This window comes from Hymenobacter sp. YC55 (assembly GCF_029433095.1).
Classification (GTDB): Bacteria; Bacteroidota; Bacteroidia; order Cytophagales; family Hymenobacteraceae; genus Hymenobacter.
The window spans coordinates 245,234-268,558 of record NZ_JARNTX010000005.1 but is presented as its reverse complement, the minus strand read 5'-3'; the positions used below and the strand labels follow the sequence as shown (position 1 = coordinate 268,558).

General features: G+C 56.7%; 13 protein-coding genes. 4 read left to right on the top strand and 9 right to left on the bottom strand.

Features of this window, described 5'->3' with window-relative positions; all coding sequences use genetic code 11:
* Positions 1–46: 46 nt before the first annotated feature.
* A complete protein-coding gene (locus P1X16_RS25795; RefSeq protein WP_277235161.1) occupies positions 47–1,495 on the bottom strand; it encodes a Gfo/Idh/MocA family oxidoreductase in 1,449 nt (482 codons plus the stop codon).
* A 381-nt stretch (positions 1,496–1,876) separates the two neighbouring features.
* On the opposite strand from P1X16_RS25795, the gene P1X16_RS25790 reads away from it, so the two are divergent.
* Positions 1,877–4,342 (top strand): alkaline phosphatase family protein, encoded by a 2,466-nt coding sequence (locus P1X16_RS25790; protein ID WP_277235159.1) that lies wholly within the window; start codon positions 1,877–1,879, stop codon positions 4,340–4,342.
* Positions 4,343–4,700: 358 nt separating this feature from the next.
* Here P1X16_RS25790 and P1X16_RS25785 read toward each other — a convergent pair whose 3' ends face one another.
* From P1X16_RS25785 to P1X16_RS25750, 8 genes are all read right to left on the bottom strand, one after another.
* Positions 4,701–5,921 carry a glycoside hydrolase family 88 protein gene (locus P1X16_RS25785; RefSeq protein WP_277235157.1) on the bottom strand — a complete coding sequence of 407 codons (1,221 nt, stop codon included), beginning with the start codon at positions 5,919–5,921 and terminating at the stop codon, positions 4,701–4,703.
* Between the two features lie 68 nt (positions 5,922–5,989).
* Positions 5,990–7,171 (bottom strand): alginate lyase family protein, encoded by a 1,182-nt coding sequence (locus tag P1X16_RS25780; RefSeq protein WP_277235155.1) that lies wholly within the window; start codon positions 7,169–7,171, stop codon positions 5,990–5,992.
* A gap of 213 nt (positions 7,172–7,384) precedes the next feature.
* A complete protein-coding gene (locus tag P1X16_RS25775; RefSeq protein WP_277235153.1) occupies positions 7,385–9,853 on the bottom strand; it encodes a glycoside hydrolase family 2 TIM barrel-domain containing protein in 2,469 nt (822 codons plus the stop codon).
* 108 nt (positions 9,854–9,961) lie between these two features.
* Positions 9,962–11,161: an alginate lyase family protein gene (locus tag P1X16_RS25770; protein ID WP_277235151.1), complete on the bottom strand. Its 1,200-nt coding sequence runs from the start codon at positions 11,159–11,161 to the stop codon at positions 9,962–9,964.
* Positions 11,161–12,579 (bottom strand): RagB/SusD family nutrient uptake outer membrane protein, encoded by a 1,419-nt coding sequence (locus P1X16_RS25765; protein ID WP_277235149.1) that lies wholly within the window; start codon positions 12,577–12,579, stop codon positions 11,161–11,163. The genes P1X16_RS25770 and P1X16_RS25765 overlap by 1 nt, the downstream gene beginning before the upstream one ends.
* A gap of 130 nt (positions 12,580–12,709) precedes the next feature.
* On the bottom strand, positions 12,710–15,775 hold the full coding sequence (locus P1X16_RS25760) for a TonB-dependent receptor (RefSeq protein ID WP_277235147.1): 3,066 nt from the start codon (positions 15,773–15,775) through the stop codon (positions 12,710–12,712).
* A 112-nt stretch (positions 15,776–15,887) separates the two neighbouring features.
* Positions 15,888–16,739, bottom strand: a complete 852-nt coding sequence (locus tag P1X16_RS25755; protein WP_277235145.1) for a PfkB family carbohydrate kinase — start codon at positions 16,737–16,739, stop codon at positions 15,888–15,890.
* Between the two features lie 182 nt (positions 16,740–16,921).
* A complete protein-coding gene (locus P1X16_RS25750) occupies positions 16,922–19,714 on the bottom strand; it encodes a substrate-binding domain-containing protein (RefSeq protein ID WP_277235143.1) in 2,793 nt (930 codons plus the stop codon).
* Between the two features lie 513 nt (positions 19,715–20,227).
* On the opposite strand from P1X16_RS25750, the gene P1X16_RS25745 reads away from it, so the two are divergent.
* The 3 genes from P1X16_RS25745 to P1X16_RS25735 all read left to right on the top strand — a co-directional run bounded on the left by P1X16_RS25745 (position 20,228) and on the right by P1X16_RS25735 (position 23,279).
* Positions 20,228–21,322, top strand: a complete 1,095-nt coding sequence (locus P1X16_RS25745; RefSeq protein WP_277235141.1) for a HAMP domain-containing sensor histidine kinase — start codon at positions 20,228–20,230, stop codon at positions 21,320–21,322.
* 334 nt (positions 21,323–21,656) lie between these two features.
* Positions 21,657–21,881, top strand: coding sequence for an antitoxin VbhA family protein (locus tag P1X16_RS25740; RefSeq protein ID WP_277235139.1), 225 nt, complete (start codon positions 21,657–21,659; stop codon positions 21,879–21,881).
* 444 nt (positions 21,882–22,325) lie between these two features.
* On the top strand, positions 22,326–23,279 hold the full coding sequence (locus P1X16_RS25735; RefSeq protein WP_277235137.1) for a hypothetical protein: 954 nt from the start codon (positions 22,326–22,328) through the stop codon (positions 23,277–23,279).
* Positions 23,280–23,325 lie beyond the last annotated feature (46 nt).

Here is a 23,325-nt window from a genome sequence, read left to right as displayed (position 1 = left end):
AGTTGTGCCCGCCAGGTTAGATCAATCTGGCGGGCACGACGTAAGCTTATCCTAAATGCCAGCCATTGCGGTATTCGCGCTTCACGAAGCGGTTCACCTCGTCCAGGTTGGTCACTTTCATCTGCTGGTTGTCCCACAGCAGCTCCACGCCTCGACCGGGGTACGACATGCCCTGGCCGCTGGCATTTGGGCGCTGCAAGTCGTAGCCTCGAATAGCTAGGTTGGCCATGTGCAGCGCTTCCGTCAGAGGACCTGCTAGCTCGAAGGGTGAACTAACCTCCTTGTTGCCGTAGCCAGCCAAGCAGGCTTCCACCCACTGACCGTAGTGGCCGTTGGCTCCTCCGGGTACGCGCGCTAAGGTCTGCTTTACTTTCACTTCCTGCGTGCGCGAAGTGGGCAGCAAGCGTGGATCAGCCGAGTAGGTGCTAGCCATCATCTTGCCTTTCTTGCCCACGAAAAGAATGCCGTTGCCGCCATCGCCAAACACTTCGTTGGGCCCTAGCTCCTCGGGGCGCTCAGGCTGAATGCCGCCGTCCATCCAGTGCACCGTCACTTCACCCTTGGTTTTTTTAGTTTTCGGGAACGTGAGCGTGACGTGGCTGGAAGGTGGGCAGCTTTCGGGGAAGTAGCCTCGCTTGAATTCATCGACGTACACGCTGCCCACGCTGGCTTGTACTGATGTTGCATACTGTAGGTCAAGCACGCGGAAAGGCGCTTCCAGCAGGTGGCAGCCCATGTCGCCTAGGGCGCCGGTACCGTAGTCCCACCAACCCCGCCAGTTGAAGGGCACCAGCTTGTCGACATACTCCCGATAAGGTGCCGTACCGAGCCACAAGTCCCAATCCAACTCGGCGGGTGTGCTGGCTTTGGTGGTAGGCCAAGCTATGCCCTGGGGCCACACAGGCCGGTCGGTCCAGCAGTACACCGTGTGCACATCGCCGATGACTTTGGCATCGTACCACTCCTGAAGCTGCCGTACGCCGTCGTTGGAGGCGCCTTGGTTGCCCATTTGGGTTACCACTTTGTAGCGTTTGGCGGCTTCGGTTAGGGCGCGCGCTTCGTGCAAGTCGTGGGTGAGCGGCTTTTGCACGTACACGTGCTTGCCGAGCTGCATGGCTGCCATGGTCACAACGGCGTGGTTATGGTCGGGCGTCGACACCGAAACGGCGTCGATGTTCTTGCCTTCCTTATCCAGCATCTCCCGCCAATCCTTGTAGAACTTGGCCTGCGGAAAAGCCTGCACGGATTTGGCTGCCCGCCGGGTGTCCACGTCGCAGAGGTAGCCGATGCGGGCTTTACCGGTTTTGGCAAATGCGGCAATATCACTTTCGCCTTTGCCTCCCACTCCTACGCCAGCCACTACCAATTGGTCGCTCGGGGCGGTGTAGCCGCGGCCCCCGAGCACAAAGCGTGGAACAATCATGAAGGTGGCCACAGCCGCAGCACTCTGCTTTATAAACTCGCGGCGTGACGAAGAATCGGGTGTTTGACTCATATAAAATGGGGTAGGACGAAAGATGGAAAGAACAGAACGGGGAAAAGATACGGAATTGTCTCGCTTATTCCTCCAAAGCTAAATCGTTTTTGCAATGTACACCTAACAGTTGCTGATTTCTGTAGCAATTCTGACATTCTGGTGCTTAGGCTCGCGCAAATCCGGCCATGTAAGCTAGCCGAAACGCACAGGTAAACTTTGGGAGAAACAGAAACCAGAGGGCTGCCACTGCCCGCCTCGCCGACTAGTTAGGGAGCATAACAAAATGGTAACTTCTCTTAGAATATCTTGGATCGTTGCCGGGCACTAGCTTTGGCCTAGCGTCCAATTGATTCAGGAACGCAAGCAGAATTCCATTACCCTTGTTCTCACTCCTGCTCCGTGCATACCACTCGTAAGATACTTTTTGGCTGCTGGCTGGCACTCAATGCCTCCACTGTACTCACAACGCAGGCACAGCAGCCCGTTTTCACTAGCCAGGCAGGGCGAGTGTTGCTGCCCAATGGCTGGTACTTGAGCCCCGCGGGCACCAGTTCATTGCCCCTTGGCGACTTGCCGCTGAACCTGCAGGTGTCGCCCAACGGGAAGCTACTGGCCGTTACCAACAACGGACAGAGTGAGCAGAGCATTCAGCTGCTGGACCCGAAAACGGAAAAGCTGCTCGATGAAAAGGTAATCACTAAATCCTGGTACGGTCTGAAATTCAGCGCCGACAGCAAGCAGCTCTACGCATCCGGCGGCAACGACAATGTGATTCTGGCTTACAGTACGGTAGGCAACAAGCTCGGCCAAGCCGATACCATTCGGCTGGGGAAGGCATGGCCCAAAGACAAAATCAGCCCCGCTGGCATTGAGCTTGATGATAAGCAACACCGCCTGTATGTCGTCACCAAGGAAGATAATTCGTTGTATGTGGTGGACACCGACACCAAAGCCACTCTAAAAAAGGTTGCCCTCGGGCACGAAGCGTACGGCTGCTTGCTGTCACCCGACAAGAAGACGTTGTTCGTCTCGCTTTGGGGCGGGGATAAAGTAGCTCTCTACGACACTCAGACCGGGCAAGTAACGGGTGAAATTGCTACCGAAAGTCACCCCAACGAGCTAATCCAGACGCGCAACGGCCGGTACCTGTTCGTGGCCAACGCCAACGACAATTCGGTTTCGCTGATTGATACCCGCGCCCGCAAGGTGCTGGAAGTAATTTCTACAGCGCTTTACCCCACCAAACTAACAGGCTCGACCACCAACGCGCTGGCGCTTTCGCCCGACGAGAAAACCCTGTACATCGCCAACGCCGATAATAACTGTTTGGCGGTGTTTAATGTCGCTACTCCTGGCAAAAGCTCCGCGCGGGGTTTTATTCCGACGGGGTGGTACCCGACGAGCGTGAAAACCCTGGGGCGCAAAATCCTGGTGGCCAATGGCAAGGGCTTCTCATCGTTGCCTAACCCGGCGGGTCCGCAGCCCGTGAAGAAAACCGACAACAGCGGTTCCCACACGGGCATCACCGGACAGCAGCAGGTACAGTACATCGGCAGCTTGTTCAAGGGCACCTTGTCGTTTATTCAGCAACCCGATGAAGCGCAGCTAAACGCTTACTCCAAGCAGGTGTATGCCAACTCGCCTTTCACGGGTCAGCTGGAAGCGAAAGGCACGCCTGAGGCTGGCAACCCCATTCCGAAGCGGGCTGGGGAAAAGTCTCCTATTAAGTATGTCTTTTATGTAATCAAAGAGAACCGTACGTACGACCAGCTCCTTGGGGATATGCCCGAAGGCAACGGCGACTCGACCCTCTGCATCTTCCCTGAGAAGGTAACGCCCAACCACCACGCGCTGGCCCGCGAGTTTGTGCTGCTCGACAATTTCTACGTGAATGCTGAAGTAAGCGCCGACGGCCACAACTGGAGCATGGCTGCCTACGCCACCGACTACACCGAGAAAACCTGGCCCACCAACTACGGCGGCCGAGGCGGCACCTACGACTACGAAGGCACCCGCAAAATTGCCTATCCCCGCGACGGATACATCTGGGACTACTGCCAGCGGGCGGGCCTGAGCTACCGCAGCTATGGCGAGTTTGCCGATAACGGCAAAGCCACCCTCAAGTCGCTGGAAAACCACATCTGCCCAAAGTCGCCGGGGTTCAACATGGACATCAAGGACGTGGAGCGGGTCCGGATCTGGAAGCAGGACTTCGACTCGCTGCTGGCAAAGGGTACCATACCGCAGTTCAGCACTATCCGCCTCAGCAACGACCACACCAGCGGCCAACGCAAAGGCAAGTACACGCCCATTGCGGCCGTCGCCGACAACGACCTCGCCCTCGGGCAGTTGGTGGAGCACTTATCTAAGAGTGCCATTTGGAAAGAGTCGGCCATCTTCGTGCTGGAAGACGACGCGCAGAACGGACCAGACCACGTAGATGCGCACCGGTCGCCGGCCTTTATTATCAGCCCCTACACACGCCGCGGCACCGTCAACCACACGCTCTACTCCACCTCCGGCGTATTGCGCACCATGGAATTGATTTTGGGCTTGCCGCCGATGAGCCAGTACGATGCCGCTGCTCTGCCCCTATCGACTTGCTTCACTGCCACGCCCACCCTCACTCCCTACCAAGCAAAAGCCGCCCGCGTGAATCTGGATGCCCGCAACGTGGCTTGGAACAAAAGCGCAGAAAAGTCGGAACGCTTCAATCTCTCCAACGAGGACGCTATTCCGGACCTAGAACTGAACGAGGTCATTTGGAAGGCTATTAAAGGCGAAAACGCCGTGGCGCCCGCTCCCCGGCGCGGGGCCTTCTTGCAGCTAGAGCAAAAGCGCAAGGACGACGACGATGACGATTGAGTTCTGCGCTCATAGTTTAAACTATCAGAGCCCGTAAGCACGTGTCAAGCAGAGCAGATTTTAATGGAGTCGAAGTGCTGCCATGTCTAACATCATATATGTATCGTCATGCTGAGCGGAGGCGCAGCCGGAGTCGAAGCATCTCGCGTGCTAACGTTGCCAAACTAACAGTCATGCTGAGCGCAGCCGAAGCATCTCGCGTGCTGACGTTGTGATAGTAAATGATTTTACCACACTAGCGAGATGCTTCGGCTTCGTTGCACTGCGCTCAGCATGACCGTTCATTACGATTACTATAGCAAGGTCATTAGTGCAGAGAAAGCAAGGCGGAAAGCGTACCTCGGAATAGTTTTCTCTATTAGCGCTTCGAGAGGCTGTTGACTGGACCGAGATTTTTGCGGCGCAACAGGGCTTCCATGAAGTAATAGTCGGCGTAGATGAGGGGCACGTCAACTTCGCTGTTGGCGGGTTTGGAACCGGTGCTGTGCAATAGCAGAAACCCTCGGCTGCCGCCGGGCTTGGCGGTGTAGTGTTTGGTCAGGCTGCTCATCATCTTGTCGGCTTTGCTGCGGTAAAGAGCACCGTTAGCAGTGTAGGTGCTCAGCTCATACAGAGCCGAGGCCATAACGGCTCCTGCTGACGCATCGCGCGGCTCGTTGGGGATGCTGGGAGCGTTTAAGTCCCAATAAGGAATCAGGTCCTTAGGCAAATTGGGGTGGTTGAGCAGGAAACCGGCTACGTTCTCGGCCTGCGTGAGGTAGGCCTTATTTTTGGTTTCGCGGTAGCACATGGTGTACCCGTAGAGCGCCCACGCCTGCCCACGCGCCCACGCCGACTCGTTGGCGAAACCCTGGTGGGTGGTTTTCTTTACTACTTGCCCCGTAAGCGTGTCGTAATCGACGACGTGGTAGGAGCTGAAGTCAGGCCGGAAGTGGTTGCGCAGCGTGGTGTTGGCGTGGCTGACGGCTATTTTATAGAACGAGGAATCACCGGAGAGGCGGGTAGCGGCAAATAGCAGCTCCAAGTTCAGCATGTTGTCGATGATGACCGGGTAGCCCCAGGTGTCGCGGTGGTGGTCCCAGGAACGCAGCGCTCCTACCTTCGAGTTGAACCGCGTGCTCAGGGTGCGCGCCGACTCCAGAATGACCGCACGGTAGGCAGCATCTTGCGTGAGCCGGTAACCGGTGCCGAAGCTACAGTACACCTTAAAGCCCATGTCGTGGGTGGTAGCGTTGGTTTTCTCGGGCTCGATGTTGGCGGTGTAGGCTTTGGCCGCGGTGCGCCATTTCTCCTGACCGGTGGCTTCAGCTAGCAACCACAAATAGCCGGGGAAAAAACCGCTGGTCCAGTCGCGGGAGGCTACCAGCACCAGTTCGCCCGTGGGCGTGAGCGTGCGCGGCGACACGAGTGCGGGTTTGCCGGACGGAGCGGGTTTCGCCTGCGCGGCCTGCGGCACCTGTTCCAGCAGAAGAGCCGCCTGCGTTTCGGCCAGCTTCATGGTTTTCTTGGGCAAGACTGCCTGGCCCAGCGCTTGGGTGGACAGCAGTGCCAGAACTAAGCCGATGCGTATTGTTTTCATTGCAAGTTGCGCTGAGAGTGTAGCTCCCGCGTAATGTCCGGGAGCAAATGGGAAAGCGGAATCAACAGCTAATTCTCGTTCAGCCAGATGAGGGGGTTGCGGACAGGCAGGTTGCGAATCACTTCTTCTACCTCGGGAGCATGCTCCAGGCGCTGCCAAGTGGCAAACCAGTCTTTATTGCCGAACTGCACCGCCCCCATTATCAGGAAAGGCTGCGCCACCGGCCAGTTGTCCCAGTACATCACATCTTTGGCGAAAGGCCACTTCTGCTTGTCGGCCACATAAGGATATAGATACTCGATGCCCCGGCGAATACCTCGCCCATCGGGGGTTTGGTAAGTCCAGAGGTTTTCGCGCTTATCGCTCAGGATCTGGCAGATCATGGTCATGGCGTCCAGGTTGAACAGCGAGTAGCCGTAAGGTTTGGTGCGCTTGGTTTCCAAGGGGAAAGAGCCGTTGGGTGCCATTTGGGTGGGCAGCAGTACGGTTTTGTACCGCTCCCGGCAGAAAGTTAGCAGTTGCTGATTACCCGTTAGTCGGGCAAAGGCTGCTACCTGCATCACCCAACACGTGCCATGGTTGTTGGCGGCGTTCATTTCGTCTTTGCCGTATGGGTGCGTTGTGAGCCAGGTGAGATACTGCGCAAACCAGTCTTTGATGCCCGTTAGATCTTGGCTGTTGATAGCCTTGGCTTGTTTAAAAACCAACACACCCTGCGCTACTTCCATCAGCTGAATGGTGTCGATAATGCCGATGCCACGGCCTGTGAAGCGCCCCATGATGGCCTGCGCATATTGCAACGATGGGTTCATGCGCGTGGCAGGGTCCGTAAACCAAGCCCGCAGATGCACCAAGGCATGCTGAACGTATTGCGTGTCATGAGTGAGCTGATAAGCAGAAGCTAGCGCCCCGATGATACGGCTAAAGCGGATCATAGCTTGCCGGTGAGCCACGAAGTTTTCGGGGTTGGTGAGGCCGTCGCGCTGGATATAAGGCCCAGTGGGGTTGGCGGGGTCGGGCCACCAGTAATCACCCTCGGAAAAGAAGTCGTGTGGGCCGCCCGCGCTGCGTGGGCTGGTGCTGCTCGTCACCGTGACCGGAGCTTGCTGCAAGGCCCAAGCCGCTTGCGCCAGTACCTGCGCCCGCAGTACCTCTGCTGCTTGTCGTTCCAGCTTACGGTCCGGGCGACTGGCTTGGCTACCGAACGTTATCAGCCAAAGCAGCAAGAGGCAAAGTGTCTTTCGGGTCATAGCAGTGAAGCGCAAGCAAAATGATTCATCGGTGTTTCCTAGACGCTGTAGAGACGCGACACTTCGCGTCTGCTTATTGCTGATGTTGTTAAGTCTTCTTGTTGCTGAGGTTGTTAAGGTTGTATGGTTCCAGTCGTTCAACGCCGAGACGCGACCCGGAGGTCGGCGAAGCCAAGTGTCGCGTCTCTACAGCGTTCAGAAAACCTAGCCTATTTACAGCGTCAGAAGCACTGTTTCCAGGCCCGGGGACTGAACAGCTACAGCGGTTTTACCCGGTTGTGCGGCTAACCGAATAATGGCGCGGCCGTTGTACACCTGCACCTTACGGGAGCCACTGCTTGTGCCCAAGTCGTCGAGCAGTTTGCCCGCGCCAGCTAGTGAAAACTCCACCCAATTGGCGGCGTCTAGGCACGGCACGCCTTCGGCATCGAATAGCTTTACTTCCACGGTGGTAAGGCCATTGGCTTCCGCTACTTTTTGCAGCGTGAGCTTGGCGGGCTTACCCCATTTTTGGGTTTGGTAGCGGAAGCTAATATGGTCTTCTACGGTCTGCTTGCCTTGGCGGGCCACTACTCGCACCTGGTTTTCGCCACTCGCAAAAGGCACGTTCCAGTGCAGGCCCGCCGCCGGGAAATCTTGGCTGTCGCGCTTTTTCACGCCGTAGCTTTTGCCGTTCACAAACAGCTCGGCTTCAACGCAATTCGAGTAGACTTTCACCATTTTCAACTCGCCCTCTGCCCCCCAACGCACTGGCCAAGAATGCCCATACAGGTGCACCATGGGCGCCGTGGTCCAGTACGACTGGAACACGTAGAAGGCTTCTTTGGGCGTGAAGTCGCGCTCCACTACGCCCTTCTGGTTCATGTAGGGAATGGGATTGTCGGGGCGTACGGGCGTCGAGAAATCCTTGAAGGGCCAGTAGGCTGTGCCGCTCAGCCATGGCATGGTTTCCTGCTCCTTGAGGTGCCAATCCACGAGGTTGCAGAGGTAGCTTTCGCTCCAGTCGCCGTCCTTGGAAACGCGGGCACTGCCCCCAAACAGCGAAGCATCGCCAGCTCGCTCGTCGGCTTCCTTGCTGGCGGTGACTTCCGCCAGCGCGTTGTCGGGGTTTTCAGAGTGGCGGCCGGCGTGGCTGTCGCCGCCCCATTCCACGTGCAGCATGCGCTTCACTCCCTGAAATTCTTTCTCGGTGGCTTCCTTGTAGTCGGTGTAGATGCCGCGGTACCAGCCGGCCCAGATCGAAGGCGAATACACGTCCACAATGTCCTTGCAGAAGTCGCAGCGGCGGATGGCGGTGTAGCGCGAGCGGTCCAGCTGGTGCGACAAGTCGTTGAGTTCGGTCATGAAGGCCCGAATTTTTTGCTTGTCGAATTCGGGAAAGTCACCGGGCCAGTCGTTTTCGTTGCCCAGGCCCCAGATGATGATGCTCGGATGGTTATAGTGCTGCTGCACCATGTTGGTGAGCATGCGCTTGGCTTGCGCTTGGTACACTGGCCCGCCCAGCCCGCCGCGGCACCACGGAATTTCCTCCCACACCAGTATCCCGAGCGAGTCGCAGAGGTTGAGTACGATGCGCGACTGTTGGTAGTGGCCCAGGCGGATGAAGTTGACGCCCATCTGCTTCATCATCACCATCTCCTGCCGAATCATGGGCTCGGTCATGGCGGCGGCCACGCCGGCGTGGTCTTCGTGGCGGTGGGTGCCACGCAGCAGCAGGCGCTGGCCGTTAAGCTTGAACGGGCCTTTCTCCACAAACTCGGCGTGGCGGAACCCTACTTTTTCTCGCCGTTGATAGGCCTGCGGACCGGTACCCACCGTAACAACCACCGTATAAAGCTGCGGCCGCGTCGGGGACCAAAGCTGCGGATTCTTCACCGCAAACTGGTGCACGTCCTGCTCCTGCGCCCCTACAGACAGCTTGCCTTGATAGTTGCTGACCTGCTTGCCCCGCGGGTCCAGCAACCGAACCACCACCGGAACCGGCGCCATAGTGGGTGTTGCAGTGGGCAGGAAGCTTGCCTTCAGCGCCAACGAACCTGCTTTGCCCGCGGCATCTACCTCCGCCTTCACCGCCAAGCGCTCCACCGACACGGCCGGCAAGTACTCTAGGTTCAGGTAGCGGTACAGCCCCCCGTACACGTTGAAATCCGACAGGTTGGAGGGTATCATCTCCAGGTCACGGGAATTGTCGCAGCGGATGCTAAGCGGAATTTTGCCTTTGAACTGCTCTTTGTACGCCGGCGTCTTCTGGAAATCGGCAATGGCTTGCGTGAGGTCCACGGTCCATTCGTCGTAGCCGCCCACGTGGCTGCCTACTTTGGTGGTGTAGAGGTACACGTCGGTTTTCTGGCCCGCGCCCTCGAAATGCAGGCGAGTCCGGCCGTTGGCGTATGGGTTTTGCACATCTAGTTGGGTGCGGTACCAGCCGGGGCCCTGGTAGTAGTTGACGCTGGGGTCTACGGCGTCGCGGGCGTTGAAGCAATGGGGCAGCGTCACGGCTTCCCACAGCGGCACACTTTCGGGGTTGCCGGCACCTACAGGCCGCACGGCTTCCCATACGCCACCTAGCTCTTGCTGCACGTATTCCCACCCGGTGGTCAGGCGGGTAACACGCTGGGCCGAGCCGGGAGATACAGTTGCCAGTACGACGAGCAGGGTGGCAATCAGTTTAGCTTTTAACACGGTTATACTTTTCCTATTCGGTTATCGAGCCGCCTTGCTTTGCGCTAAGGAAGCGGCCGGGCAACCGGTGAAGTGTTCTGGTAATCGAGAATCAGGACGTGAAACGGGTCAGATAGCCCAAGGCGCCGCCCGAAAATCTGGGTACAGCGCCAGCACTTGCGCGGCGTTTAGGGAGGAGTACTCCTGTGCTGCGCGCTGGTAGAGCATCAGCGCCGTTTCGTTGGAGGTCGGCGTCACGTCGGCGCGCTCTAGCTGCTTTTCCCGCAGCAAATACGGTTGAAACCACGCCACGGCTTGGCGCAACCCGCGGCCGTCGGGGGTGCTGTAGTTCCACAAATCCACGCCTACGTGGCGGGCCAAAACGGCCAATTGCACCCACCCTTGCAGGTTCATGGAGGTATAGTTCCAGGGCCGGGTGCGGTCCAGTTCCAGCGGCTGCGAGCCGTCAGGGGCAAACTGCACGGTTATGCGCGGCAGCGTCTGGGTTTCAATAGTGCGGCGGGCCAGCGCTTTGTTGCCCGTGAACAAAGCAAAGTCCACCACTTGCAAATCGTAGAAGGTGCCGTGGTTGTTTTTGTTGCCACTTTCGGCCTTGCCAAGCTTGCTGGTTGTCAGCCATTCCGTGTACTGGCTGTACCAAGTTTTCAGGCCAGATACCAACTTGGCGTCCACCTTGGTATTGCTACCAAGCAGGGCCAGTGCCTCCGGAATTTCCACCAAATGGCGCGTCTGGATGATGCCGTAGCTGCGGCCATCGGTCGTGCCGGGAATACCCTGCCCGAAATTCAAGTTCGGGTTCATGCGGGTGACCGGGTCCAGGAAAAAGTTGCGCAGCTGCTGGGTGGCCTTGGTGGCGTACTTGGCGTCACCGGAAAAGTAGTACGCCAGGGCCAGCGTCTTCACGTCCTTGCACACGCCCGCCAGGTTGGCGTCGTCTTTCATGGCCTTGGCCTCCGGGTTGACCAAGCCATCTTTTTGGATGTACGGTTTGCCGTCGGGCTTAGTGGGGTCGGGCCAGAAGTAGGGCGCCTGCGACATGAAGTCGTGCTTGTCGCCACTGGGCGGCAGCTTGGTTTTGGTGGTAATGGTATACAGCTCGTGCGCTAGCGCCTGGTCGGCTTGCCCGAGCAACGCCTTGACTTGCTGCGTTTCCTGCTGGTCACCGCGCTTGTAGGCCGCTTTGAAGGCGGACATCTTGGCGGCATCGAGCAGCAGGAAGGGCTGAACCGGAGCCGCTTGCGCTACCCCAGCTGCGGCCCACAGGACCCAAAGCAGGAACCACGTGGGCCATTTCGTAACGGTGCCCATTAGATATGACCCGGGTTTTGCGTTAGATTCGGGTTCAGCAGCAACTCGGGCTGCGGAAGCGGGAACAAGTAGTACTTGTCGTCAACTACCCGCGTGGGGGTGCTAGCTTGCACGGCCTGGCGCAGGCGCTTAAAGCGCACCAAATCAAACCAGCGGTGGCCTTCTTGGCACAGTTCCCAAGCACGCTCTTTCACCAGCAAATCCACAAAGGCGTCCTTAGTAGTCGTGCCCGTCAGCGGGGCCAAGCCCGCACGAGCCCGCACTGCGTTGATGCCTTGGTATTTGGTGACGTCGTTGGCATTCAGGTTGTTGAGCACCTCCGACTGCATGAGCAGCACGTCGGCGTAGCGCGTAATCAGATAGTTGACGCGGGAGTCGTTGACGATGCGCTTGGGGTCACGAAACTTGTTGAAGTAGTAGCGCGGTAGCGTGGTAGTGCCGGCTTGGTTGCTGATGTTCCAGGCCCGGCGCACATCGTTGGCGGCGTAGGAGGCCACGAAGGCATCTTCCACGGTGAACGTGCCCAAACCGGTCAATTGCGAAGGCAAAAACTGCCGCACAATGATGCTACCCGTGTTCGGGGGCAAGTCAAACTGAATCGAGAAGATGTGCTCGGGGCCGTTTTCCTTGTCTGGGTCGAATACGTCGCCGTACACTGGCAGCAGGCGGTAGGTATTGGAACCAATAACCTTGTTGCAGGCGCTCAGCGCGTTCTGGTTGTCGGTGCCTTGCGCGGCGGAGGTGGTGGCACGGGTTAGGTACACTTTGGCTAGCAAGGAGGTGGCAGCACCGCTCGAAACCCGACCTTTCTCGCCGGCGGGTATCTGGTTCTCAGGCAAGCAATTCGCTTCGGCAAACTGCAAGTCCGTGATAATCTGCTCGTACACCTGCGCCAACGGCGCACGGGGCGGCCGAATGTCGTCGGAAGGGCCCTTCACGGTGGCTAGTACCAAGGGCACGTCGCCAAAGCAGCGCACCAAGTCGAAGTAGCCCATGGCCCGCAGAAACCGCGCATTGCCCTCGATGTTGTTGCGGCGCGCTTCGTCCATGCTCACGGTAGGCACCTTCTCGATAACGTCGTTGGCCCGGTTGATCATCCGGTAGGTGTTGGTCCACCAGCTGTTGATTTCGGTGTTGGTAGACGTGTAGGTGAAACGCGAAAGTTGGGCCCGTTCGTCGGTGCTGGAGCCCACCCGAATGAGGTCGGCGGGCAGTTCCGTGATTTGCCAGCCGGTACGGCCGAAGTAGGTTTGGGGCAGCAGCGCGTTGAACACGCCGTTGAGGCCAGCCACGGCGTCGCCTTCGCTTTTGTAGAAGTTTTCGGCGGCAATGAAATCGTAGGGCTTTTCTTCCAGAAACTTCTCACAGGAAGAGAGACTTAGCATAGCCAAGCCCAGCAGGATGGTATATTTTTTCATCGGTAATAGGAGTTGAAGAGAACGGTCATGCTGAGCGCAGTCGAAGCATCTCGCTAGTGTGGTAATCTCAACGAGGCGATAGAAGTGCTTCGGCAAGCGGACGCCTGAGCGAGCATGACGCTTTTGGAAATTAGAAGCCCAGCTTCAGGCCGGCGATAAAGGTGCGGGTACTCGGGAAGGCGTTGTAGTCGGTGTTCAAGCTCAAGTTGTCGGAGCCGAACGAGTTGACTTCGGGGTCGTAGCCGGAGTAGTCGGTCCAAGTCACCAAGTTTTGCGCTGTCACGTACACGCTGGCCGACTTAATCACCTTGCTGAACTTAGGCAAGGTGTAGCCGAGCGTCACCGTTTTCAGGCGCACAAAGCTGCCATCTTCCAGCACGTCGTTCACGATGCCGGTGGAGCGCCGAATAGTGCTGCCCGCCCGCGGAATGTTGGTGTCGGTGTTGGTTGGCGTCCAGCGGTTTACCACTGTTTTCAGTTTGTTGGTTGAGGTTATGCCCGATTCCAATTCGTAGCGGTTCAGGTTCAGCACGTCGGTGCCCTGTACGCCCTGGATGAACACGCTCAAGTTGAAGTTGCCGTACTTGAAGCCGTTGGTTACCCCGTAGATGAAGTCGGGTTGGGCCCGCCCAATAATGGTGCGGTCGGCAGCCGTAATAGCGCCGTCGCCGTTCAAGTCGCGGTAGCGCGGGTCGCCGGGGCGGACTACGGTTCTGGTGCCGCTGTTGCGAATCTCCTCGGCCGACTGCCAGATGCCATCGAACTCGTAGCCGTAGAACGAGCCGATTGGCTCTCCAATTCGCAGAATACTGGTCTGGCCCAGACCCGAGCCCACAAACAAGCTAGAGCTGGAGCTGCCCACAAACCGCTCGTACTCGCCGTTGAGGTCCAGCACTTTGTTGCGGTTAAAAGAGATATTGAGGTTGGTGTTCCAGGAAAACTTCTCGCCATCGAAGTTGGTGGTGTTCAAGGCAAACTCGACCCCCTTGTTTTGCACGCTGCCCGCGTTCAGGTAGATGCTGTTGTAGCCCGTGGTGCGCGGCGTCGATACTTGCAGTAGCAAGTCGGTGGTTTTCTTGTAATACGCGTCGGCTGTAACGGAAATGCGGTTTTGCAGAAACGCCAAGTCTATGCCCACGTTGCTGGCCGCCGTCGATTCCCACCGCAGGTCGGGGTTCACGATGTTGAGCGGCACCAAACCTACCAAGCGGCTGCTACCCGAGGCATAGGCGCCCACGTCGTAGCGCGCCAGCGACTGGTAGTTGCTGATTTCCTGGTTGCCGGTCACACCGTAGCCGAGGCGTAGCTTCAGGTCGCTCAGGAAACTGAAGCCTTTCATAAATGGCTCGTCGATGAGGCGGTAAGCAAAGGCCGCCGAGGGGAAATAGCCCCACTTGTTGTTGCGCCCGAAGCGCGACGAGCCATCGGCCCGCATCGTGAACGTAAACAAATACTTCTCGAACAAGCGGTAATTGACGCGCCCAAAGTACGAGGCCAACGAGTTGGAATACCGGCCCGAGCTTGGCGTCAAAATATTGGCGGCCAAGGCCAAGTTGTCGGAGCCGAGCGTGTTGGTAAAGAAGTTGTTGGCCGAGGCGCCGAAGTCGTTGCCGTAGAACCGCTGGAAGGTAAGCCCCCCTACCACATTCAGAGCATTGTTCTCGTTGAGCTTACGGTCGTAGGTGAGCGTGTTTTCGTTGAGCCAGCTGTAACGGTTGGTTTCCCCACGCGTGGCCGAGCCGTTGGTAAGGCGGCCCAAGAAGATGTCGGAGGGTCGGTACACGTCGTTCTGCGTAGTCCGATAGTCAAAACCCGCCGTCACGCGGAAAGTCAGTCCCTCCAGCAGCTCATAGTTGCCAGCCACGTTGAACAGCCCGCGGCCGGTGGTGCGGTTGTCCTTGGTTTTGTTGGCGTACGCCACCGGGTTGCCCACATCGTCTACGTATGGCAGCGGGCTGTTCGAGTAGGTGTAGTTGCCAAACTCGTCGCGCACGGGCACCACGGGGCTGATGCGCAACGCGTCGAGCAGCACTCCGCCGAAGCTGCCGCCCTGCGAGTTCACCAAGGCTCGTTTTTCCAGCGTGCCCGCAATTTGGCTCGCCAAGCTGAAGCTCAGCTTGCGGCTGATTTTGCGGTCCAGGTTCAGGCGGATGGTGCCGCGCTGAAAGCCCGAGTTGAGGATGATGCCCTGCTGGTCGAAGTAATTGAAGCTAAGGTTGTAGCGCGTTTCGTCGTTACCGCCGTTGAAGCTCAGCTGGTAGTTGCTCATCCGGGCTGGCCGCAGAATTTCATCCTGCCAGTCGGTGCCCTCCCCCATGGCGTCGATTTGCTCTTGGGTGTAAGGCAGCGGCAGCGGATTGGCAGAGCCTTCGTTGCCCTGCGCTTGCACGTCGTTGAGGTAGGACGCAAACTCGGGAGCGTTCATCAGCTCGTACTTGTTGCGCACCACCTGCACGCCGGTATAGGCCTCGAAGTTGATGGTGTTGCGGCCAGCTTTGCCCTTTTTGGTGGTGATGATTACCACGCCGTTGGCCCCGCGCGAGCCATAAATAGCCGTAGCCGACGCGTCCTTGAGAATCTCCACCGATTCGATATCCGAGGGGTTGATGGAGTTCAGGTCGCCGCCGCCGGGGAAGCCGTCCACCACAAACAGCGGCTCGTTGCCGGTGTTGATGGAGTTGGTGCCTCGGATACGAATCGAGACGTTGCCGCCCGGCTCGGAATTGGTTTGCGTTACTTGCACCCCACTCACGCGGCCCTGCAGAATTTGGTCGGCGCGGGCAATGGGCGTTTCTGCTACTTGCTCGGCCGAAATGGAAGCCACCGAACCCGTCACGTCGCGCTTGCGCTGCGTGCCGTAGCCAACTACCACCACGTCATTGAGTTCGGTGGTTTTTTCCTTTAGCTGCACGGGCTCGACCACCGAGCCGCTGCCAACGCGCACTTCGGTTGGCTCGAACCCAATGAACGAGAAAATCAACACCTGGTCGTTGCCGGCCGCTACCGGCAACGTGAACTTGCCGTTGGTATCGGTGGAAGTGCCAGTGGTAGTACCCTTGATGATGACCGATACGCCCGGCAAGGGTGATTTGTCGGTGGCGCTGAGCACGGTGCCCGTTACTTGTCGGGTTTGGGCATGTGCTGATAAGGAGAGGGCTAAAGCCGCGGGGAGCAGCAGGTGGGTAAATTTTTGCATGGTACTCAGAGCTAGTGGGAAGGAAGTAGAGACGTCTCGGTTGGCTTGAAGCAGCTATGTAATTGCTGTTCGGGCTAGTCAGGCGGAAAAGCAGAATTGCGAGCTAGCTTAGTCAGCCAGAAGAAAGAATAGGGCGTTCCACTCGAGTGGGTGGGGCATTGACCGTGCTGGCTCGTCGCAGGCATTCGGCGGGGTCGCGCTGCTGCAGCCAATCAACCAGCAGAGATGCCAGGAAAAAGGACCCATTAAGCGGCTTATCCTGGCTAGCTGCCGGTGGGCAGGTATATATTTCGTGGTTATGCCAGAGCAGAGTGCAACCCGTTTCCTGCAGCACGCAAATGGTCTGTAACCCAAAGCGCCCGGCCAGCCAGGGCAGCGCAATGGCGGGCTCGGCAGGTTGATTCAGCCATCCCATAATTTCCGTCAGCTCCTGCTCATTTAGCTTCACCAAGTCGGCCTGCTGGAGCAAGTATTTCACTACTTCGCGGCTGTAGTGCTGCGGCCGCAGGTTCACATCAAATACTTTGAACGGGGCGTCGAGCAGTAAGCGGTAGAGCGTTTCCCGGGAAGTGAAGTGGCGGGCCACCAACGAACTATAGACCAGCATCTGCGCTTCCCGAACAGCTGTGCGAACCGCCGACGAGCACTGGATATAATCCCAGGCCACAGGCTCGACTATTTTCCAACTGGCAGCGCGGCCGTGGTGGTGCGTGGTTTTAACGACGCCGGTTAGGTGCGTTTTGCTTTGCTGAATCAGGTGGTTTTCCAGGCCTCCATCGGCGGTGTAAGCAAGCAGCTCGCGGCCCAATTCGTCGTCGCCAACGGAGCTGATGAGCTGCACTGGCTGGCCGAGTTGGTGCAAGTGCAGCGCCACGCGCAGGGCATCACCGGCCGGCCGCCGGCCTGTTGGCAGCATGTCCCAAAGAATATCTCCGAAGCAGGCGATGGTAGCTGGCAAACTCATTTCGGCAGTGGTTTATGCAAATGTGCGCTACCACTCCTGCTCGCTGTTTGCTGATTTCTTTCAAAGAATGTTCAGATAAGTAAATTTATCTAACACTCATTCTATCAACATTTTGCGCAACAAAAAACCGAGTCTAAACTAGGCTCGGTTGTAATTTTGTAACATGCGTTTCAACAAATCTTTCAGTTGGGTGGAGCCAGCTGCAAAGTCCGAAACTCGGAGGGTGAGAGCTGGTAACGCGCCTTGAAGCTAGTCGAGAAGTAAGACAGCGAAGAGAAGCCCGTTTCGTAAGCGACGTCGGTAATGGTGAGCGATTCATCGAGCAGCAAGTCGCGGGCTTTGCTTAGGCGCAAGTTCTGAATGAAGTCGGTGACGCCAGTGCCCAGCACGGCCTTGACTTTGCGGTAGAGTTGCATCCGCGAGATGCCCAGGCTGCGGGCCACATCCTCGACGCTCAGGTTGGCTTTCGTAAGGTTAGCTTCCACGATGGCCGTCAGCTCGGCCACAAATTTTTGATCGGGATTGGCTGCTGGCGCCACTGCCGCCACCGATAACTGCCGACGGAAATGCTCGCGTTGCCGGTTGCGGTTGGCGAGCAGCGTACGTAGGCTTTCGAGCAGGAAGGTAGGATTGAAGGGTTTGGTGAGATAGAGGTCGGCCCCGGCCTGCACGCCTTCCACTTGCTGCTCGGGGGCATTGCGGGCTGTGAGTAGCACCACCGGGATGTGCGAGGTCCGCCAATCGTCGCGCAGCTGCGTTACCACTTCCAGCCCGGTAAGGCCCGGCATCATTACGTCGCACACTATCAGGTCCGGAATCAGATCGGTGGCCAGGCGCAGACCGGTGTGGCCGTCGGTGGCACTTTCCACCCGGAAATGGGGCCGCAGCTTGCGGGCCACAAAGTCGTTGACTTCCGGGTTGTCTTCAATCACAAGGACCAGTGTTTCGCTTTCTGTTTCCGGGGCTGGCTCTTTTACCTCGGTATCGAAACTGCTGACAATGGCTTCGGGCTCCTGCAGCGCAAAGCTGGTGGGCGCTACATTGCCGGTGGCGCGTAAGTTTTCGGGCAACTCGCGGGGCAGCGTCACGGTGAACGTGCTGCCTTGGCCCACGCGGCTACTGAAGGTGAGTTGGCCTTGGTGCAAGCGTACCAGCCCTTGGGCCAGCGCCAAGCCCATGCCGGAGCCTTTGGCGCCAGCCTCTTGGTCGCCTTGGTAGAACCACTCGAAGATGTGGGCCCGGTCTTGGTCGCTGATGCCGCGGCCGGTGTCGGCCACACTCACGCGCAGCGCTTGGTTGTCATGGCTGGCTTGCAAACTCACGGTTATCTGACCTTGGTCGGGTGTGAACTTGAGGGCGTTGGATAGCAGGTTGAAAAACACCTTGTCGAGCACGTTGCCGTCGAACCACGCTGTTAGCTCGGGCTCGGCAGCCAGAAACTTGATGCGCACACCGCGCTGCCGCGCTGGCTTTTCAAACAAGTCTACAATGTCGCGCACAAACGCCACTAAGTTGCCTTCAGTGGCGCGCACCGCCATCTTACCGACTTCGATTTTGCGGAAGTCCAGCAGCTGATTCACTAGTTGAAGCAGCCGTTGGGTGTTGCGGCGCACCAAGGTCAGGTCTTGCTGCTGGGCTACCGTCAGGTCGGGGCTGCTGGTTAGAAGCTCTTCCACAGGACCCAGGATCAGGGTGAGCGGCGTACGGAGCTCATGCGAGAAATTGGTGAAGAAGCGCAGCTTGGCTTCGGTATCGGCGCGGGCTTGCTGGGCCAGCAGTTCCAGTTGGTTGCGCTGCGAGAGTATCTCCTCGTTTTGCTTAACCAACTGGTGGTTGATCTTCACATTCTCAGCGTTTTGATCGGCTAGCTGTTGGTTAATCTGGCGGTTGCGCCGAGCCGAATGCCATGCAAAAGCGCCCAATACCACTGCTCCAAACAGCGTGGCTATCAGGCCGTACAAGATGCTTTGCTGGCTGGTATACGTGGCGCGTAGGCTTTGCAGCAACCGGTGCTGCCGCTCGATGTCCCGCTTATCAGTAAGTTGCTGCATGTCCAGCACGTTGGTCGAGTCGATGAGCAGCGTGCCCATGATATTTTCGCGCTGGAAGGGCTCGTTATTGAGTATTTTCAGCGCCGTCCGAATTGCTTCTTCGCCGCCGGGCGTGTACTGCACCGTAGCTGTCAGCACGCCCTGCTGCACCAAGTCTAGGCCCCGGCCTTTGCCCACAAGCCCATCTACGCCGATAATGCGCACCTGTTTGGTTAGGCCAAGCTCCTGGCACACTTCGTAAGCACCGCGGGCCATACCGTCGTTGTGCGAGAAAATCAGGGTTACTTCCGGATGCGCCTTCAAGGCGGCGGTTAAGGCGGGTTTCAGGGCTGCTTTTTCCCAGGTACCCTGGATCTGGCTTACCACGTGCACCCCAGGCGAAGTGGCCAGTGCTCGAACAAACCCTTGGTGGCGGCCGGAAGCAGCCGAAGAACCGGGCAGCCCGAGTATCTCGATGATGCTGCCCTGCTGGTGTAGGAGACGCGCCGCAAACCGGGCCGCCAACTCCCCCACTTCCTCGTTGTTGCCTCCTACATAGGCCGTGTACTTATTAGAAGTAATGCGCCGGTCGAGCAGCACCACCGGAATGCCCCGCTCGTAGGCTTCCTCTACCGCCGGGGTCAAGGGCTCGGCCTCGTAGGGCGAAACGATGAGTAGGTCGATGTTGCTGCGCAGCAACTCCTTGATCTGCTGCTGCTGGCGGCGGCTGTTGCTTTCCGCGTTCAGCATTTGTAGCTGTACTTCCGGATGAAAGCTAAGCTCCCGTTCCATGCCTTCCAGCAAGGAGCGGCGCCACGGGCCCGTTACGCTATACTGCGAAAACCCAATTCGGTAAGCGGGGCGCTGCACCGATTGCGCGCAACCTGCCAGCAGCCACCAAATAGGCGCCAACAGCAAGAGCAATCGTAATCGGAGTCGTAACACGCTGTTCAAAGAAAGTTGCGCGGTGCAGTGGGTAAAAGCCAAGCAACTAATCAAAGATAGAACATTCGAGCGAGCCTGCCACGTTGAAAATAGCACGGTTCGGTGCAGCCAGAAGCGGATTTATCAACGAGAATAAGTTGCCTGCAACTACCGCGTTATCAGGCCACAAACCCTACTTGCCTTGGCTCCCGCAACCCATACGCGGTAAGATAGAGGCCAGAATTTCTAATGCTATCTACTGTTGAGTGTTCACCTGTTTGGAGCCGTTTTTGCTGGCGAGGAGCCTATTTTTCAACGGTAGTAGTAGGAGGTAACAAGGCTTCACGACGATATGTAAAAACTATAAAAGCTGCTCAAGGCTTCGGTTGGTGACTTGAAGCAGTTGCTTGCTTGGTACTAGCGAAAGCTGGCAGTACCTGTACCCCGTCGCTTCTGCAGCTACCAAGCTCCAGGCAAACCAAACTTACCGGCTAGTGGTATATTCTTTTATCCTCCTTTCCCCTGTTTATCCTAATGCTGAACCCCGCTGCGTTTTTTCTCAACCAAGCTGAAGCTAGCTCTCAAATTCATTTCGTCTATAACTTAAAGGATCAGCGGGTTGAGTACGTCAACGCTGCCTACGAACGGGTGTTGAATGGAAAACAAGCGCAGGCCAACGACGAGTTGCCGGCTTTGCTTGCTCACCTTCCCCCCGACGACTTGCCGTGGTTGCGTCGCTGCTGGCAGCTCTGGACTCAGGGGCGGCTCTCCGACGAAGTGGAAATTCGCTTGCTGCGCCCAGGCAAGCCCGATCAGTGGCTGTGTCTGATGCCCGGCTGGCAGCAGGACGCAGAGGGTACCGTCCGGTTGGGAGGCTCACTGCGCGACATTACCACCAGCAAACGCACCCAGCAAACGAGCTTGAAATTCAGCACCAAGAAAAACACGATGCTGGAAATTCTAGCGCACGACCTAGCTGGGGCCTTCGTTTCGCTTCAGCAGTTGGCTGGCTATATCCGTGAGGAAATGACCGTCCAAGCCAATCCGCAGGTAACCGAGATGCTGCACCTCATGCAGGACACCAGCCAGCGGGGGGTGCAACTCATACGGGACCTTGTCGATCAGGAGTTTCTGGAGTCGGCGGCTATTCCGTTGAAGCGCGAACGGGTGGACTTGCGCGAAAAAGTGCAGCAAAGCTTGGAACTGTTTCAGCGCGCAACTGGCCGTGAGGCGCAGCAGTTACGGATAGAGCTACCTTCCGAGCCCGTGTATGCCGATGTAGATGTCAGCAAGTTCATGCAAGTTGTCAACAACTTGATAAGCAATGCTTTGAAGTTTACCCCGGATGATGGTCGTATTATCGTGCGTGTAGAAGCTGCACCCGACGGTGTGCTTTTTGTAGTAGCCGATAACGGCATTGGTATTCCCGCCGCACTACAGCCAGTTTTGTTTGAGCGCTTCACCAAGGCCCGGCGCCCCGGACTACGCGGAGAGCCTACCACTGGCCTTGGTTTGTCGTTGTGTCAAACTATAGTGTCGCTTCACCAAGGCACCCTCACAGTAGACAGCACTGTAGGCGAAGGCACCACCTTCACCGTAAAGTTGCCCAAATCGACGCCTGCTCCTTAAGTGAAGCGGAACAGAACTATAAGGCATTTTTACACTCGTCTACTCACCTGAAAGGCAGGCCCTTACTGCACAGACCGAATACTTACATCCAGTCCGGTTTTGGCGTGAGCTGAGCGCAAGGATAAATCATTTGTATCTGCTGCAGGATTTGAATTACAGTTGATACTGTATTCGGTTTGGTTATTGTAACATCACCGAAATTCCTGGGTATAGCCTGGAAGTTTTCTTCGATAAAAATTTTAAATAAATTTACTTCTCTTGCCTGTTTAGGCTATTACTAGTTGTTTTATATTTACTAAGCAGCGGAAATCAGCTATTGTATTTTATTAAGGCAATGAATCAATTATATTTTCAGGCTCCACCGGCCATGCTTTCGTCGGTTGAAAAGGAGCATTGGCTACAACGTTTGAGAAAAGCCGAGAACCTTGTTGGTATTGCTGATGCTGGAATACCCCAAGTTAGTTTAGCAACCCTGGACTTACTTCAACGCTATGTCCGTGGCGAATTAACCTTGGAGCAAGTTGTTCGGTTACAATCCCAACGCCTGCCTAATCATTGAGGTTAAAGGCTTATTACTTAAAAGAATATACCGCGTCATTAGGCATAAGCAATTAGCAACCACTTATTAATTAGTAGAATCATTTATTCACTAAATTGAGGGGTAAGCGGATTGGAGAGGTTCAGGCAGATTGGCTAACGAATATAATTGCTGAAGCCGCCTGCGTATTTAAGCAGAAGTGGGCTTTACCTTTTACGAGCTTATTTCTAGCTGCCTTCAGTTAACACACATTGTGCAACTACACTACCGTGCGAGGTAGAGCAGTATCGTTATGGCTAGGCGCCTTTAAGCCTGTAACCTAACTGCACATTGTTTATTAAGTTTTTTATATATTTAATTGCTCTTTGCTTTTGGGTACGTTCCTTAACACGGGTACCCTGAAATCAACCGGCTGCTTACAATCCGTTCAGCAAGACTTGAAAGAAGCTAAATCTGTGACCTCCGATGTTCCAGCAGTTCTTTCGTTTTCTAGGAAACTTATACACGTTGGTTTGGGGGTTCCTGCTGACTGCTTTGCTGGGTGTGGCTGTACTGGTAGCGTGGCATTTCTATCAGGAAGAGGTATTTCAAACTCAACTCCGAAGCCAAGGTGAGCCAGTAACTGTACAGGTCAACCGCGCCGACCGTACGCACCGGGCTCTGTGGGATGTGCTAGGCACCGCCGTTTACATTGGCTTCACGCACCACAATCGAGCTTACGAAACCCGTTACGTGTCTGATACTCTGTGGCTCTCGGAAGGAGACCGAGTTACCTTACTTTACCATCCGCCATCGGATCGGTTTGGACAGCTGCAACGGGCACCTACTACTCCCGACACCCGTGTGGTTTCCCGGCTGATTGACTGGAGTGTGCTAGCCGATTTCTCCCGCGAATCGAAGTCGCTAGGGCTGTTAGTTCTGCTTGCACTGGCCTTGTTCTTTGTGGGAGGCGGCCTGGTAGTGCGTGTTACGGGCCTGACTTTCATTCAAACCATCGCACGGGCGCTGTTAGTGGTTGTGATGGGGGCCATGGCCTTGTTTATCTCCTACGATGCTTATCAGTACTATCAATACGGCTCCCAACTGAAACGCAACGGCCAAAGAATGGACGTTACAGTAATGGATACCGACCGCCTTTCGCATGGGCGCAAGTACCATTGGTATACGTATCAAGCTACATTTCTCTTCAAAAACCAGCAACGCGTAGTGGCCATCACCGAAGCAGAGTATGGTCGGTTGAATGCTGGCGCAACCCAGCTTGCCGTATTGTATGATCCTACCCCGAACGACTTTGTTGCCGCCGACTATTCCCTTTCCATATCACCAGTGGGAGCAGCATTATTTTGCTGGCTCATGTTATTTCTTTTGCTCCGGCCAACACCCGCCAAACCAGCCGCCGTTCAGCCAAACCGACTGTGAACGTAGCTAAACGTGTTTACATGCTCAGGGCTTGCACCCGAAACCA